We start from the raw sequence: 15,617 nt of genomic DNA, 5'->3' as shown, positions 1-15,617 counted from the left end.
TGCTGACCCACCTACTGACCAGTAGGACAGCGCCGGAGGCGCTTGATAACCGTAGGCAGATATTCACCGAGTATTCGCCAGGGATTGCCCAGGCGTTCATGGGATATTCGCAAGGTGGCAATGAAACGGGGTTGCTGCCACCGAACTGAAGGGGTAAAAAGTAGGCACTCTCGTAGAGGTGCGCCACTGAGGCACACGCTCCACATCATCGGAACCCGGCCATCGTGCCGGGTTTTTTATTGGCTCGACTTCGGCGCCTTTGCCTCCCTGGCGGGGTGTCGGGTCCAGGGACGGGCCGCCTACTCAGACCGAGGTGAACATGGCGACAGAGAACGACGTTCAGCAGACGCTGAGCGATATCCCGACCTGGCTGTTCGTGCTGGTGTCGATGGCCGGCCTGTCCGGGGAGCTGTGGCGCGCCGAGGCGGCAGGGCTGACGGTCAGCGATCTGCTGAAACGTGTCCTGCTGCGCTCGGGGGCGTCGGTGGTGTTCGGTCTGGCCTCGGTGTTGCTCGCCACGGCGAGCGGTGCGGGGCTGCCGGTTGCCGCCGCGCTCGGTAGCGTGGTCGCGTGCCTCGGCGCCGACGTGGCATCTGGTTTTTACACACGTTGGCTTGAGCGGAAAGCGGGCGGCTCTGAGGTGCCGCCTCGTCGGGCCGACTCGGAGTGAGAGGGGCTATCACTGCGCGGGACTTGGACGACGCCGTTCGGTCCTTGCAGCAGCTCGGTGGCGACTTGCCTGCTGCTGTGTTGGCCGACGCCTTGAACCACACGGCGAACCAGGCGAATCAGGCGCTGGTCGGGGAGATCGACCAGGTCTTCGACCGGCCGACACCGTTCACCCGCAACGCCATCCGCATCCTGCATGCCACCTCACGCCGCCTTGAGGCGGCCTTGTGGGTGAAAGACGAAAAGGACCATGCCTCGAAGGGGCAGGCGCCGGAGGACTGGGTGGCTCCCCAAGTCTTCGGGGGGCCGAGGGTGGACAAGGCGTCGGAGCGGAACCTCCGAGCCCGAGGCATCCTGCCGGCGGGCATGTTCGTCGTTCCGGGCGAGGGCGCTCGGCTGGACCAGTACGGCAACATGAGCCGCGGCCAGATGATCCAGATCCTCTCCGGCCTGGGCGCCCTGGAATACCGAGCGGGGTTCAAAGGAAACGCCACTCAGTCGGCGCGCTCCCTGGCGAAGGGACACCAACTGGCGTACTTCGTGATGCGCCGTGGCCGCCGGCCGATTGGCATCGCCGAGCGCCGTGGACGGACGTTGACCATGGTCCTCGCCTTCGTCCGCCAGCCTCAGTACCGCGTGCGCTTCCAGTTTCACGAAGTCGTTCGGCGTGTTGCCGAGGACGACGCGCGCCTAGAAGCGAACATCGAGCGGGCCCTGGCGAAAGTGTTGCGCTGAATCGTTGGTGGGTGGTCTGGCCGGGCGGAGCGAGGTTAGTTCAACCCGAGCCGGCAGTGGCCGGTTGCGGGCGGGTCGCCACGAAAATCGGGGCAGTGGCGTGCTACTCGAAAAGCACCGGGGGCCCCTGAAGCGCCGCCCCGGACAAGGGTGATTCGAACCCCGTTCTCGCGCTAGTGGCTGGGCCGGGAAGTTAGTTAACAGGGTTAACCGGGTTAACCCCCTCGGTTCATCGTGGTTAACAGGTACCGCACATGGAGTTCATGACCAAGGCAGCGTTCGCGGACCGCCAAGGCTGGTCGCGCGCCTACGTGTCGAAGCTGGTCCGGCAAGGACGCCTCGTCCTCACCGCCGACGGAAAGGTCGATGTCCAGGCGAGCGACGAATTGCTGGCCGCCAGCGCAGACCCGAGCAAGGCTGCCGTGGCCGAGCGGCATCGGCAGGAGCGGGTGGAGAAGGGCGTGTACGCCCACATAGGCGCAGGTGCAGCCCCGAGCCCGGCCTTACCGGCACCGGGGCAGACCGCACCGCTGCCCGACTACCAGAAAGCCCGCGCACGGCGAGAGTACGCCCTGGCTCTGCTGGCAGAAGACGAACACCGCAAGAGCCGTGGCGAGACGGTCGAGCGCGCGCGTGTCGACTCCGCCGCCTTCACCGCTGCGCGCGCTCTGCGCGATCTGCTGATGGGCGTACCGCCGAAGATCGCCGGCGACCTGGTGACACTGACCGACCCCTGGGAGATAGAACGCCGCCTGACCCAGGCGCTGCGCCGTGCCTTGGAAGATGCCGACCGCCTCCTGCAGCTCGATGCCGAGATCGAACAAGGGGGCAAGGAGCCGAACTGAACCATGGAACAACCGTATGCCGACGGTGCCGCCGTGTACCTGGCGGCATACCGTCGAGGACTGAAGCCCGACCCCGAACTATGGATCGATGAGTGGGCGGACGAGTTCCAGATGATCCCGGCAGATACGGGGGCGGCCGAGCCGGGCAAGTACCACACCGACCGGACCCCCTATGCGCGCGAGCCGATGCGTTGCCTGTCGCCGCTGTTCCCAGCCAAGCGCGTGGTGACCATGATCGCCTCGCAGCTGATGAAGACCCAGGTCGCCTTGAACTGGATCGGCGGCTGTATCCACATGGCACCGGCCAACATCCTGGTGCTGCTGCCTACCGAGAAGCTGAGTAAGCGGGTATCAGGACGGATCGACAAGACGATCAAGGCCGTGCCGGTGCTGACCGCGCGCGTTGCCAAGGCCCGCTCGCGCGACTCGCGAAACACGCTCGACACCAAGGAGTTCGAGGGTGGCGCGCTGTACTGCGCGTCAGCCGGTTCGGCCTCTAACCTGGCCGAGTTGTCCGCTCGGTACGTGTACGGCGACGAAATCGACCGCTGGGAAATGGACGTCGACGACGACGGCGACCCGGTCAAGCAGGCCGAGGCGCGCGGTTCGACGTTCGGCCGCCGCGCGAAGTTCTACTACTCCAGCTCGCCCACGCTGAAAGGCGTTTCGCGGATCGCCGACCTCTTCACTCAGGGCGACCAGCGGCACTACTACGTCCCGTGTCCGCATTGCGGAACGATGCAGGTGCTGGAATGGGAGGGCCTGAAGTACGACCCCGAGTACCGCCTTGTGCAGTACATGTGCTGCAACGAGGAGTGCGGCGCCCTGATCGAGGAGCACCACAAGGCGGCCATGCTGTCCGCTGGCGAGTGGCGAGCCCATGCCGTCGGTGACGGCGAGACCGTCAGTTTCACCCTGAGCGCGCTGTATGCGCCTCCCGGCTGGTTGACCTGGACGGACCTGGCGAAGGAGTACGACGAGGCCAAGCGTCTACAGGAGAAGGGCGATCCCGGGTCCATGCAGGTGTTCTACAACACCCGCTTGGCCCGGCTGTGGGACAGCGCCGAGGAAATGACCAAGGCGGACGAGCTGCGCAAGCGAGCTGAGGCCGAGGGGCATCGGCTGGGTCTGGTACCCGCCGGAGCGCTGCTGCTGACCGCGGCGGTCGATACCCAGCACAACCGCTTGGAAATGCTGGTGATGGGCTGGGGCGAGGGCCTGGAGCGCTGGACGGTCGATTTCCAGGTGATCCCCGGCGACCCGACCGACGAGCGTACCTGGGCGCTGCTCGACGAGCGCCTGAAGGCTCGATATCGGCACGTCAGCGGTGTGGACCTGGCCATCTGCGCGGTCTGCATCGACTCGGGCGGTCACCATACCCATGAGGTCTACCAGTTCACCCGCCTGCGCCGCTGGCGAAACGTGCTGGCGGTGAAGGGGGCGAGCAAGCGCGGCCGCCCAGTGCTGGCCCAGCGGCCGTCCAAGGTTGACGTCACCTGGCAGGGCAACACCGAGAAGAGTGGCGCCGAACTATGGATGGTCGGTACCGACACGGCGAAGGACTGGGTCTACAACCGCTACCAACTCAAGGATGGCCCCGGGGCGTTGCACTTCTCCGCAGACCTGCCGCCTGACTTCTTCGACCAGTGCGTGGCCGAGCGCAAGGTGGTCCGCTACGTGAAGGGGTTCAAGCGCACCGACTGGGTCAAGGCCAAGTCGGAGCGAAACGAGGCCCTCGACCTCATCGTGTACAACCTGGCCGCGGCCCACTTCCTCGGCCTGCATCGCTATCACGCTCCGCAGTGGAGCAGCCTGCGCGCAGCGGTAGGTCAAGGCAGCCTGTTCGCCGACCCAGTCGCCACGGTGCCCAGCGCGGCCGACGAAGCGGACGAGCATGAGCCGCAGGGCGAGGCGCCAAGCGCCCCAGTGCGGCCGGCACCTCCCGCGCGGAGCGCGATCCCACCATCCCAACCAACTGGCCGGCGTACCTCGCGCAGCGGGTATCTGAGCCGCCGATAGACGAGGTCAGCATGAGCACAGCGCAGCAGCGCCTGGACGAGGTCCGGGTGGCGATTCAGGACATCCTGAAAAAAGGGCAGTCGGTGCGCAAGGGAGACCGCCAGGTCGACCGCGCGCAACTGGCGAGTCTGCGCGTTCTGGAGCAGCAGTACGCCGAAGCCGCAGCCCTGGAGGCGGCTACGAACAACCGACGCTCGCGCCAGGTTCGCCTCTACAGCGGAGGCAAGGGGATCTGATGGCTACCCGATACCGAATCACGTCGAAGCGCATTCGCAACAGCTACGAGGGCGCTGGCACCGGACGCCGCGCCGCTGGATGGGACGCGCCCGAGGCGGCGCTGAATGCGGTAGCCATTCCGGCATTGCCGACCCTGCGCAAGCGCTCGCGAGCGGCGGTGAGGAATGACCCCTACGCCGCGAGCGCGATCAGCAAGCGCGTCAGCAACCTGATCGGCACCGGCATTACGCCGCGCGCACGTCTGGACGACGCGGCGTTGCGCGAGGCGTTGAACCTGCTGTGGGAGGACTGGGTAGACGAGTCGGACGCGGATGACCGTACCGATTTCTACGGCCTGCAGATGATCATTGCGCGGATGGTCGAGGAAGCGGGCGAGTGCTTCGTGAGGCGCCGCAACCGGCGGCCGGAGGACGGCCTGGCGGTACCTCTGCAACTGCAGGTGCTCCCGCCTGACTTCGTCCCGGTGGATCGCAATTTCAAGACCCGCAGCGGCAACGTGGTGCGCGCGGGAATCGAGTTCGACGCCATCGGCCGCCGGGTTGCCTACTGGATGTGGCAGAGCCATCCCGGCGATCCGGCAGCGCCCCGGCGCGGCTACAACCAGCTCAACCGCATACCGGCGGACCAGGTGCTGCACATCTTCGAACCGCTGGAGGGTGGCCAGTTGCGCGGTGTGCCGCGCTTGTCGCCGGTTCTCCTGCGGCTGAAGTCGCTGGATAACTACGACGACGCGGTGCTGTTCAGGCAGGAAGTCTCCAACCTGTTCGCCGGCTTCATCACCAGGCCTCGACAGGATGGGGCGCCGATCTTCGATCCGTCGACCGGGCTGGCTCCTGCGCAGGATCGCGACGGGACACCGATGGTCGGTCTGGAGCCGGGGACCATGCAGGAACTGTTGGAAGGGGAGGAGGTGGTTTTCTCCGACCCGCCGGACGCCGGTAACACCTACGTCGACTTCATGCGACAGCAACTGATGGCAGCGGCGGTCGGTGTCGACCTGCCGTATGAGCTACTCACCGGCGACATGGGCGATATCAGCGACCGCACCTTGCGGGTGCTGCTCAACGAGTTTCGGCGCCGGATCGAACAGGTTCAGTTCAGCGTGTACGTCTACCAGCTCTGCCGCCCGGTGCGCGCGTGGTGGCTGGATACCGCGTACCTCAGCGGAGCAGTCGACCTGCCGGACTATCCGGCGCGGCGACGTGAGTTCCTGCGCACTCGCTGGATCCCACAGGGCTGGGCCTACATCCATCCGGTGCAGGACGTCCAGGGCAAGCTGCTGGAGATCGGCGGAGGCCTCGCCAGCCGGAGCGAGCATGCGCTACGCACCGGATACGACGCCGAGGTGATCGACCGGGAGAACGCCCAGGACAACGCCCGGGCCGAGAGCCTGAACCTGCACTACACCACCGACACCGGGCAACCGGTGAGAGACCAAGGGGACACCCATGAAGAAACGCAATGAACAGCCCCTGGCGCTGGCCGCCCTGTGGGCGCTGCTGGGCGTAGGCACGCTCGCCGATCCGCGCATCCAGAACAAGGCGCAGGTCGCGCCGGATCTGCAGGCCGAGCACTGGTACAGCGTCAAGGCGCTGAGCGCTGAGGGTGCCGGCTCGGTCGCCTCCATCGAGATCTATATCTACGGCGAAATCGGCTTTTGGGGCATCACCTCCGCGGATTTCATCCGCGACCTGAAAGCAGTCGACGACGGCACCTCTCCGGTACTGGTTCACTTCGACACCATCGGCGGCGACCTCTTCGACGGCATCGCCATCCACAACGCGCTCCGGGCTCTGGGCGAACGCTGCACCGCCCGGATCGACGGGGCCTGCTTCAGCGCGGGCAGTGTCGCGGCCTGCGGCGCGCACCGGGTCGAAATGGCCGACAACGCGCTGTTCATGATCCACAACCCCTGGACCTTCGCGGCAGGCGACAGCGAAGACCTGCGCAAGGTCGCCGACATGATGGACCAGGCGTTCGAGGGCATCGTGGCGAGCTACCAGCATCGGCCGCTGAATGTCGACGACGCCGAACTGCGCCGGATGATCGACGACGAAACCTGGCTCACCGCGCCTGAGGCGAAGGACAAGGGGTTCGTGGACGAGGTGCTCGGCGCGGCCGAGCCGATCGGCGTGAACGCACGCCTGGGCAAGGTGCTGAATCGCTATCGCAACACGCCCGACGCGGCGCGCCGGCTGCTGGCCAGTCGGGAGCCGGTGGGCGACCCCGCACTGACGTCGGCCGAACTGGCTGCGGAGCTGACGGCGGACTGCGCCCAGGCCGGTCTGGCCGACTGCGCGGCGTACCTGATCAAGGCCTCGGGCCTGAAAGATCGCGAGACTGTGCGCGCGGCCTTGGACCGGGCGAAGGCCGTCCGGTCGGTATGCCTCGTCGCGAAAATGCCCGATGAGGCCAAGGCGCTCATCGAGGAGGGCCTGGATGCCGACGGCGCCCGCCTGCGGCTGTACGACAAGATCGTAGCGCGCAGCACCCAGGTGGAGATCGACAACCGCGTACCGACGGACGATCAGCCGCAGAACAAGGCTTACCAACCCCCGGCGCCGAGCGACGTGTACGCGAAGCGCCGGCTCAATGCCTCGAAAGGAGGAAAGCAAGCATGACCATCAAGACCGAAGGCGTTCACGCCGGAGAGTTCCTCCTGTCGGAGGCCAACGGCTCGCGCAGCCGCGAAAACATCGTCATCACCGCCGGCTCCGGTCGGCTAGTGGCGGGTACCTTGATCGCCCCCATTACCGCCGCCAATGCGCTGACCGCGACCGCGGCGGCAGGGAACACCGGCGACGGCACTGTCGGTGCCTCCGTGGTAACCAGCGCCGCCATCAGCGGAACCTACGTGCTGGAAATCACCGAGGCCGGAGCCAATGGCGGCAAGTTCGAGGTGGTCGACCCGCAGGGACACCAGGTGGGCACTGGTCAAGTCGGCCAGGCGTTCACCGGCGGCGGAATTGGCTTCACCCTTTCCGACGGGGCCACCGACTTCGTGGTGGGTGATCGCTTCAACCTGCAGGTGCTGGCAGGGCTCGGCGAGTGGACGCCCTACGACGACGACGGTGCCGATGACGGCCGTCGCGCGGCTGGCGGCATTCTGTTCGGTCCAGTGGATGCCACGGATGCCGACGTCAAGGCGGTGGCCGTGGTCCGTGATGCCGAAGTGATCGCCAGCCTGCTGACCGGCCTGGATGCCGCCGGTGAGGCCGACCTCAAGGCGCTGGGCCTCATCCTTCGTACCTGATCCTCCTCCGTCCCTCAACCACCTCAAGCCCCGCCTGCGCGGGGTTTTTCATTTCTGGAGTATTCACATGGCTGAAATCAGCATTTTCGAAGATGAGGCGTTCTCGGTGGAGGCGCTGCTGGCGGTGATCAACACCGATCACCCGGTGCCGGGGCAACTCGCCGCGCTGGGCCTGTTCGAGGAACAGGGTGTGTCCTCGCTGGTGGTGCAGATCGAAAAGGACGGCACCACGCTGCAACTGGTGGAGGCCAAAGCCCGCGGCGGCGTAGGCCAGGTCGTGACTGGTGACAAGCGTCAATTGGTCCCCTTCAACACCGTTCACCTGCCGCAGACGTTCCAGATCCTCGCCGATGAAATCCAGGGTATCCGTGCGGTGGGTAGCCGGACCGAGCTGCAGTCCGCCGAGGCGGTCGTGGCCAAGCGCCTGGAAAAAGCGCGCCGCCAGTTGGACCTGACCCACGAGTATCAGCGCATCGGCGCCATCAAGGGCAAGATTCTCGATGCCGACGGTTCGACGGTGCTGCTGGATATCTACCAGGCCTTCGGACTGAGGAAGCCCAAGCCGCGATCGCTCGAACTGGGTAACCCCGAGGGTGACCTGAGCGGCATTCTGGCCGACCTGCTCGACGAGCAGGACGACGCGCTGGGCAACGTCACCAGCACCGGATCGCGAGCGTTCTGTGGCAAGAACTTCTGGGCCAAGCTCATCGATCACCCCAAAGTGCGCGGCACTTACCTGAACACCCTGCAGGCGGCGCAACTGCGGGGTGACCGTCGCCAGTCGTTCGAGTTCGGCGGCGTGGTCTGGGAGCGCTATCGCGGCAAGCATGACGGGGAGCCGTTCGTGGACGATGGCAGTGCCCAACTGGTCCCGGAGGGGGTTCCGGACCTGTTCATCAGCGCCTTTGCGCCGGCGGACTACATGGAGGTCGTCAACACCGAAGGCCTGCCGTACTACGCCAAGCTTGAGCGTCTGCCCTTCGACAAAGGCGTGGCTGGGGAAGCGCAATCGAACCCGCTGCACCTGTGCACCCGCCCGTTGGCGGTGCGCGAACTGACCCTCTGACCGTGGCGGGTTTCTCTGAACTGGTCGCCGACATGGACGAGATCATCGCCGACGTCCTCGGCGATGGTGAGTTTGGCTACCTGGACCGCTCTGGCCGGCAGGTCGGCAATGCTGCGGTGATCGTTGAGGAAGGTGTTGAGCGCATGGAGGCCGGCGCCCTGGATCGGTACCGCACCATTGCGTGCCGCAAGGCGTTCTTGCAGCCCCTTGATCGCAAGGGGGCGTTCCTCGATTCCGATGGCCAGGTCTGGCGCATCGACGGCATCCATGCCGACGACGGCGACTGGATCACTTTCTACGTGGTGCCCGAATGAGCGATGTGATCGATGTACAGACCGCGGTCATCGGCCAGTTGCTGGACCTGCTCGCCGCGGTTCCGGTGTTCGGCGATACCGTCCGTGAGGACTGGGTGGCCGGGGTGCTCGACGCCGAGGACAGCGACGAGCCCGAACGGCTGATCATCCTGCAGGAAGGGGACACCGTGGAACGAGACCGGTCGCCGGGCAGTGTCGTGGAGGAGTGGACCGTGAACATCGTCCCGATGGCGCGCGGCAGGGACGCCGCCCAGGCGTTGCGCGAGGCGCGCCTGGCGATCAAGCGGGTGCTCAAGGGCCACAAGGCCGGGCTGACGGTGCCCGGCCTGGTGCGTGTCGATTTTCCGGCATCCGCTGTGCGCCTGCCCGAGCCCGGCCGGCGCTGGGCCTATCGAGCCATCCCTCTGCAGGTCAGCTACTCGCAGCAGTTGTAACCCATCCACCAGGCCGCCTCCGGGCGGCCTCTACATTTCCGGAGGGCTCCATGCCCGAGATCATCGTTACCAGGCCGTTCAACTACCGCGAGGGGCTCGACGCGACCCACTACCCGGTGTCGAAGGGCGCCATCAGCGTTACCGCCGCCGTAGCTGCCCATGCCCTGGGCAAGGGCTACGCCACCGAGGCCAAGGCCAAGGCGCCGATTCCGGCAGCTACCGCCGAGCCGACCGGCGGCGACCAGAAGTAACCCACCCGAACCCATCAGGAGAGCCCCATGCTCCAGACCATCGACCGCTCGTTCATCGGCGAGGGCATCATCCATGCCCGCCTGTACGGATCGCAGGAACCGTTTCTGCCGCTCGGCAACTGCGACACCTTCAACATCAGCTTCGCCACCGACCGCAAGACGCTGCCCAACTACATGGGAGGTGGCGGCAACAGCAACGTCCGCGAGCGCGTCACCGACGTGACGTCCTCCATCGGAATGTTCGACCTGACCGCCGAGAATGTCGCCCTGGTGACGCGCTCCACCATCCAGGTGGCGCCCACCGCCGCGATCACCGACGAGGCGCATACCTCTCAGGGGGTTGCGCTGGAGTTGATCCCGTTCAAGTACCTGCCGGACCTGACCAAGCCCGTGACGGTGAAGACCGCGGGGGACGTCGAGGTGGCCCCGGGCACCGACTACCTGCTGGTACCCCACGGCATCCAGGTGCTGAGCGGCGGCAAGATCGATGCAACCGGCATCAAGGTCAGCTACACGCCGCGCCCGAGCCGGGCGGTGCATATGCTCAACGGCTCGCAGAAGGAGCTGGAGCTGTTCATCGCTGGCCTGAACGACGCGCAGTCGGGCGAGCCGTTCGCGCTGCGTCCTCGCCGCGTCAAGTTCGGTCTCCTGCAGGAGCTGGCGGTGTTGGGCCAGGAATACGCCAAGCTCACCGGCCCGGCGGAACTGCTCGCAGATTCGCGCGTGACCGCGACCGACATTTCCAAGTTCTGCCAGATGGATCTCGCGCAGGCGGCCTAATATGATGGGGCTGCGGCCCGCTATCCGTGAAGTGCGTGGCACCAAGGCCCAGGAGCACTCTGGGTTTTGGTGCTGGCAATATGGTAGCTTTGCTCGCCTGTATGGTAGGGAGACCCTAGGATGGCGAAGTACGTAATCAAAGACGATGATTCTGCGTTAAAGCTGCTCGAGAGTTTGTTGAAGGACTCTGATTTACCTTTGCCTGAGGTCGAGTTTAAGGATTGGCCTCGGTTTGAAATGCACGTAAAGGGGGAGCGCTACCACTCGACAATTACTCCAGAGTTGATGGAAGCATTTCTGGATTTGCAAAAGACGATCAATAAGTCGTTTGCTCTAGTTCGCTATGCTGACTCTAGCCGTCGCCTGACGAATGCTGATCGTGAAGAGCTGAAAATTCTTGTCCATGTCGCGGAGGGCAGTTCTGGCTTTGTTGCAAAGCTTGAGGAGCAGGCTGAGACGCTTGCGAAAGGGATCGCTGAGGGTTTCAAGACTATGGACTCCAGACATAAACTAATAGCGCTTCTTGCTATCGGAGTTATGGGTTTCGGCCATCTTGGTTTTAGTAACTATCTGGAAGCTCAGAAGGAAACTAGGCAGGCGGAACTTGCAAAACTAGAATCCGACGCTGAGCGGGAAGAACGCCTTAAAACGCTGGAACTCTTCAAGGGCATGGACGAGGCTCAGGCGAAGAGAAATGCCGAGTTGTTCAAGATGGTTACTGAAAAGATTCCTCAGGTCCAAACGATCTCAGAGCATATGGCTGGAACCTACGATAAGCTTATTTCGAGCACCACTGATTCAGATTCTGTAGATCTTCATGGTGTAAAACTTCCAGGCGCATTTGTTGATGAGCTTAGTCATACACCGAGAAATGTTGCGGTTTCTGACCGTATTGCTAGCGTTTATCGGATAAGAGGAGTTGACCATCGTTCAAGAGAGGAATATAAGCTAACTCTCTACGATGTTGTAAGGAAAGTTGAAATTACTGCGACGCTCCCCAAAGATGGTTCGTTTGTTACGGATGCGATTCTTGATATTGTTCAAGAGGCGGAGTGGGGTGGAAAGGTCGTTCTGTTGCAGTTGGCTACAAAGACGCGAGCAGGGAAGCTTATTAAGGCAGAAATCGAAAAGGTTACTCAGATTACTGACCAAGACTCGTACGCGGAAGAGACGAGCGGCCCCGAAACCGCTTCTAAATGATGTTTCGCTTTGTCTGAAGTCAGCAAAGCTGCAGAATAACCAAAGAACCCGCCATCTGGCGGGTTTTTTATTGTCCGGAGATTCTTATGGCGAGCCCAATGCAGCGCCTGATCCAGTTCGTTCTTCGCGGCCGGGACGAACTGTCGCCCGCAGCCCAGCAGTCGACCGAGGCGCTGGAAGGGCTGCGCACCACGGCGGCGAACCTGAACCGGCAGTTGGACGATGCGAAGGGGGCCCGCGGCCTGGTGACCGCGCTCGGAACTACCGAACGCGCCATCGCACAGACGCAGACGTCGGTGCAGCGGGTGGACCGTACCATTGCGGACCTGCGCGAGGCGTTGGACCGCAACCCCGGGAGCCGGGGCCTGGCCGTGTCCCTGCAGATCGCGGAGCGTGACGCAGCGGGTCTGCGTCGGACCCTTGACCAACTGACTGCTCGGCACGCTGAGCAACAACGTGCGGCGCGGGCGGCGGGTGTGGATACCGGGCAGCTTGCCAACGAGGAGCGGCGGCTGGCGTCGGTGGTCGACAACACCCGCGAGAGCATCGCGCAGAACAGCCGCGAGATCCGTGAGCTGGAACGTGCGCAGATGCGAGCGGCGCGGGAGGCGGCTGGCCACACCTCGCGCGTGACGGCGCTGCGCGAGGCCATGTCGTCCGGCGTTCGCCAGGCAGCCGCTTACGCCGCGGCCTTCATCGGCATCCAGGCGGCACTGAACCTGGTGCGCAGTGGAATCGGCCTGGTGCGTGATGGCATCGTCTCGATGCTGACCACCGGCGACCAGTTCGAGAACCTGCAGAATCGGCTCACGTCGCTGATGGGCTCGGTTGCCGAAGGTGAGCGGGCAACCGCCTGGATCAAGACCTTTGCCAAGGACACGCCGCTTCAGTTGAGCGACGTCACCGACGCCTTCGCGCTGCTGAAGGCCTACGGCCTGGACCCGATGGATGGGTCGCTGAAAGCGATCGAGGACCAGTCGGAGAAGCTGGGCGGCGGCATGGAGCGCCTGGAGGGCATCACGACGGCAGTCGGCCAGGCCTGGGCGAAGCAGAAGCTGCAGACCGAGGAGATCCTGCAACTGGTCGAGCGTGGCGTGCCGGTGTGGGACATGCTGGCCAAGGTCACCGGCAAGAATGCCGCGCAGCTGCAGGATCTGGCGAGCAAGGGCAAGCTTGGCCGGGACGTTATCAAGGCGCTGGTCGACGAAATGGGGCGCAGCTCCGAAGGGGCCGCGGCCAAGGCCATGAGCACCCTGACCGGTCTGGTCAGCAACCTCGGCGACACTGCGGCCGACTTTCTCAACCGCATTGCCAACGCCGGCGCGCTGGACCACGTCAAGAACAAGCTGAAGGAACTGGGCGATACCATCGCGCAGATGGACCAGGACGGGCGCCTCGACACGCTGGCCAAGGGGCTGTCGGATGCCTTCGTCCAGGGCTCGGAATGGGTCGAGCGCTTCATCAAGCGCCTGGCCGACGTCGATTTCGGCACCCTGATCGACAAGACCTCGGCCTGGCTTAGCAGCTTCAGCACCCAGCTGGACGACATGGCCTCGCGGGTGCAACTGTTCATCGCGCCGTTCCGGACGTTGTTCAACGGTGTCACCTCGGGCATCAGCGCTATCGCCCTGGCCTGGACCGGCACCCTGTCGCTGATGGTCGCCGGCATCGAGAAAGTGGCGGAGAAGATCCCGGCGGCGCTGGGTGGGGAGCGCCTCCGCAGTTCCGTCGCCGGCGTCCACGACCTGCTCAGCAGCATGAGCGAGGGTTTTCGCCAGCAGATCCAGCAGGACGCGCAGGATATCGCGGATGCCTGGGACACCAGCACCACGGCTACCGCCTCCGCCGCACAGCAGCAGAGCCAGGCGATCACCGACACCTTCACCGACCTGAAGGCGGGTGCGAAGAGCGCGGCCGCCGAGTCGGTGCAGGCGGTGACCAGCCTGCAGAATGCCCTGGACCAGATCAGCGCGGCCAAGACCACCGAGCAACTAACCGCCCTGCAGGGGGAAATGCTCAAGGCCTACCAGGCTGGCACGCTGAGCCAGCAGGAGTATGCGAACGGCGCCGGTGTCCTCAACGCGAAGCTGACCGAACTGAAGTCGACCGCCAGCGGCGCCGCCCTGGGGGTGTCTGACCTCAGTACCGGCCTGGAGAACCTGAAGCAGGTCCAGGACGCGATCAGCAGCGCGAAGACCACGGTCGATATCCAGAACATCCGGACGGCGCTGGGCCGGCTGTACAACGACGGCACGATCAGCGCGCGGGAGTTCAACCAGGAACAGACCAAGCTGTCCGCCAAGGTCAAGGAACTGAAGGCGGCCGGCGAGGAGGGCGCCAAGGGTATGCAGGCGGTCGCGGAGTCCTCGGACAAGGCGGCCAAATCGCTCTCGGACCAGCGCAAGGCCATTGGCGAATCGATGGAGGCGACCCGCAAGGGAGTAGCGTCGACGAAGGACGACATGGGCGCCTTCGAAGGGTTCTTCGGTGGGGTGTTGAGCACCGCGCGGCAGGGCGTTGCGCAGTTGAGCCAGGAAGCGCTGAACGCCTTCGATGCGATGCGTGGGATCTCCACCGTCGATCTCAGCATCGACACCAGCAGCCTGGACGCCACTTCGCGCTCCCTGGCCAAGGTCAGTGAGCAACTGGCCCGGATCAAGGCCGAGTCGGGCGTGGGCATGAGCGGTTTCGGGCGCTGGGCGATGGATACCCAGCGGGCCAGCCTGGAGATCCAGGCTGCGTACCTGGAGCAGAAGCGCAGCCTGCAGAGCCTGATGGACGACTACGAGCGCGGGACCATGAAGCTGGGCGACTTCGTGTCGGCGGCCAAGGGCGCTCGAAATGGCCTCAGCCTGCTGAACGATTCGGACATGCGGCAACTGGAGAGCGCAATCGAGGCGGCCAATCAGAAGATCCAGCAGCTCAAGGAAGGCTCGAAGTCGACGCTGGTCAGCCTGCGCGAGGAACTGGCGGGGCTGCGTGGCGAGCAGGAGGCCGTGGATCGCAGCCGGTTCAACAGCCGTAAGGCTGAGTTGCAGCAGCAACTGGCCGAGGCCCAGGGCAGCGGCGACATGAACGCGGTACAGAACCTGATGACGGCGCTGGCCACCCTGCAGCAGATCCAGGCCGAGACGGACGCCAAGCGGCAGCGGGAGGAGCAGCAGAAGCGGGTGGACGAGCAGAACGCCGCCAAGGCCGCGGCGGCGCCGCCTGCCTCGCCGCCTGCTTCGAGTCCTCCGCCCCGGGTCGTTCGTTTCGAGACGGCGCGGGGAGCCGTTGACGTGGCGGTGGCCAGCGAACAGGACGAAACCAACCTGCTCGGCGTGCTCGAGCAGGCCAGCATGAGGACCGGCCGATGAGGCTCGATGCGGTGGAACTGGGCGACCAGTTCGAATGGGTGGACGAGTTCACCTGGGATGCGGTGGCACAAGAGCAGGAACGCTCCCTGACCGGCGCGCTGTTGGTGCAGGAAGGCACCAAGCTGCATGGACGCCCGATCACACTGCGTTCCGGGGGAGGGGTATGGACGCCGCTGTGGGTCGTGCGGCAGTTGGAGGTGCTGCGCGACCAGCGCCTGCGGGTCATGCCGCTGGTGCTACCAGACGGCCGCGAATTCTCGGTGATCTTCAACCGTGCCGACGGGGCGCCGCTGGAAGCCGAACCGCTGTTCCGCGAGGTCAACCCCGGTCCGGACGCCGACTACCTGGTGACGTTGCGACTGCTCACCGTAGCGCCGCCCTCGGCACCGCCCACCCCCGACCCTTGATCCCACACCCCGCCTCGGCGGGGTTTTCTTTTCTGGCTGGAGTGTTCC

At 64.9% G+C, this 15,617-nt stretch carries 16 protein-coding genes; all 16 read left to right on the top strand.

Annotated elements, in window-relative coordinates; translation table 11 throughout:
• The first annotated feature begins 319 nt into the window (after positions 1-319).
• Positions 320-670 (top strand): phage holin family protein, encoded by a 351-nt coding sequence (locus ACI766_RS22755; protein ID WP_019726481.1) that lies wholly within the window; start codon positions 320-322, stop codon positions 668-670.
• Positions 667-1,404 (top strand): hypothetical protein, encoded by a 738-nt coding sequence (locus ACI766_RS22750; protein ID WP_096222892.1) that lies wholly within the window; start codon positions 667-669, stop codon positions 1,402-1,404. Before ACI766_RS22755 ends, ACI766_RS22750 begins: the two co-directional genes overlap by 4 nt.
• A 254-nt stretch (positions 1,405-1,658) precedes the next feature.
• Complete coding sequence (locus ACI766_RS22745) at positions 1,659-2,249, top strand: hypothetical protein (protein ID WP_023087718.1); 591 nt, start codon at positions 1,659-1,661, stop codon at positions 2,247-2,249.
• Between the two features lie 3 nt (positions 2,250-2,252).
• On the top strand, positions 2,253-4,268 hold the full coding sequence (locus ACI766_RS22740; RefSeq protein WP_031630943.1) for a phage terminase large subunit family protein: 2,016 nt from the start codon (positions 2,253-2,255) through the stop codon (positions 4,266-4,268).
• Between the two features lie 11 nt (positions 4,269-4,279).
• Entirely contained in the window at positions 4,280-4,504 is a 225-nt protein-coding gene (locus ACI766_RS22735; RefSeq protein ID WP_004353026.1) for a hypothetical protein, read from the top strand.
• Complete coding sequence (locus ACI766_RS22730; RefSeq protein ID WP_023116965.1) at positions 4,504-5,970, top strand: phage portal protein; 1,467 nt, start codon at positions 4,504-4,506, stop codon at positions 5,968-5,970. The genes ACI766_RS22735 and ACI766_RS22730 overlap by 1 nt, the downstream gene beginning before the upstream one ends.
• Complete coding sequence (locus ACI766_RS22725; protein ID WP_031630942.1) at positions 5,954-7,126, top strand: head maturation protease, ClpP-related; 1,173 nt, start codon at positions 5,954-5,956, stop codon at positions 7,124-7,126. The genes ACI766_RS22730 and ACI766_RS22725 overlap by 17 nt, the downstream gene beginning before the upstream one ends.
• The gene (locus ACI766_RS22720; protein WP_031630939.1) at positions 7,123-7,758 is read left to right on the top strand and encodes a head decoration protein; all 636 of its coding nucleotides are present in this window, start codon (positions 7,123-7,125) and stop codon (positions 7,756-7,758) included. Before ACI766_RS22725 ends, ACI766_RS22720 begins: the two co-directional genes overlap by 4 nt.
• Positions 7,759-7,825: 67 nt before the next feature.
• Positions 7,826-8,824, top strand: coding sequence for a major capsid protein (locus ACI766_RS22715; RefSeq protein ID WP_004353033.1), 999 nt, complete (start codon positions 7,826-7,828; stop codon positions 8,822-8,824).
• Between the two features lie 32 nt (positions 8,825-8,856).
• On the top strand, positions 8,857-9,138 hold the full coding sequence (locus ACI766_RS22710; RefSeq protein WP_023116962.1) for a hypothetical protein: 282 nt from the start codon (positions 8,857-8,859) through the stop codon (positions 9,136-9,138).
• Positions 9,135-9,572, top strand: a complete 438-nt coding sequence (locus ACI766_RS22705; RefSeq protein ID WP_023123382.1) for a hypothetical protein — start codon at positions 9,135-9,137, stop codon at positions 9,570-9,572. Before ACI766_RS22710 ends, ACI766_RS22705 begins: the two co-directional genes overlap by 4 nt.
• Positions 9,573-9,622: 50 nt before the next feature.
• Positions 9,623-9,823 carry a hypothetical protein gene (locus tag ACI766_RS22700; RefSeq protein ID WP_058157054.1) on the top strand — a complete coding sequence of 67 codons (201 nt, stop codon included), beginning with the start codon at positions 9,623-9,625 and terminating at the stop codon, positions 9,821-9,823.
• A 27-nt stretch (positions 9,824-9,850) separates the two neighbouring features.
• Positions 9,851-10,603 (top strand): hypothetical protein, encoded by a 753-nt coding sequence (locus ACI766_RS22695; protein ID WP_024007846.1) that lies wholly within the window; start codon positions 9,851-9,853, stop codon positions 10,601-10,603.
• Between the two features lie 120 nt (positions 10,604-10,723).
• Complete coding sequence (locus ACI766_RS22690) at positions 10,724-11,803, top strand: hypothetical protein (protein ID WP_031631818.1); 1,080 nt, start codon at positions 10,724-10,726, stop codon at positions 11,801-11,803.
• An 86-nt stretch (positions 11,804-11,889) separates the two neighbouring features.
• The gene (locus tag ACI766_RS22685) at positions 11,890-15,162 is read left to right on the top strand and encodes a tape measure protein (RefSeq protein ID WP_235583645.1); all 3,273 of its coding nucleotides are present in this window, start codon (positions 11,890-11,892) and stop codon (positions 15,160-15,162) included.
• A complete protein-coding gene (locus ACI766_RS22680; protein WP_014602841.1) occupies positions 15,159-15,569 on the top strand; it encodes a hypothetical protein in 411 nt (136 codons plus the stop codon). Before ACI766_RS22685 ends, ACI766_RS22680 begins: the two co-directional genes overlap by 4 nt.
• Positions 15,570-15,617 lie beyond the last annotated feature (48 nt).

Origin of the sequence: Pseudomonas sp. DL (genome assembly GCF_047199225.1) — a bacterium.
Classification (GTDB): domain Bacteria; phylum Pseudomonadota; class Gammaproteobacteria; order Pseudomonadales; family Pseudomonadaceae; genus Pseudomonas; species Pseudomonas aeruginosa.
This window is presented reverse-complemented; position numbering and strand designations above follow the sequence as displayed.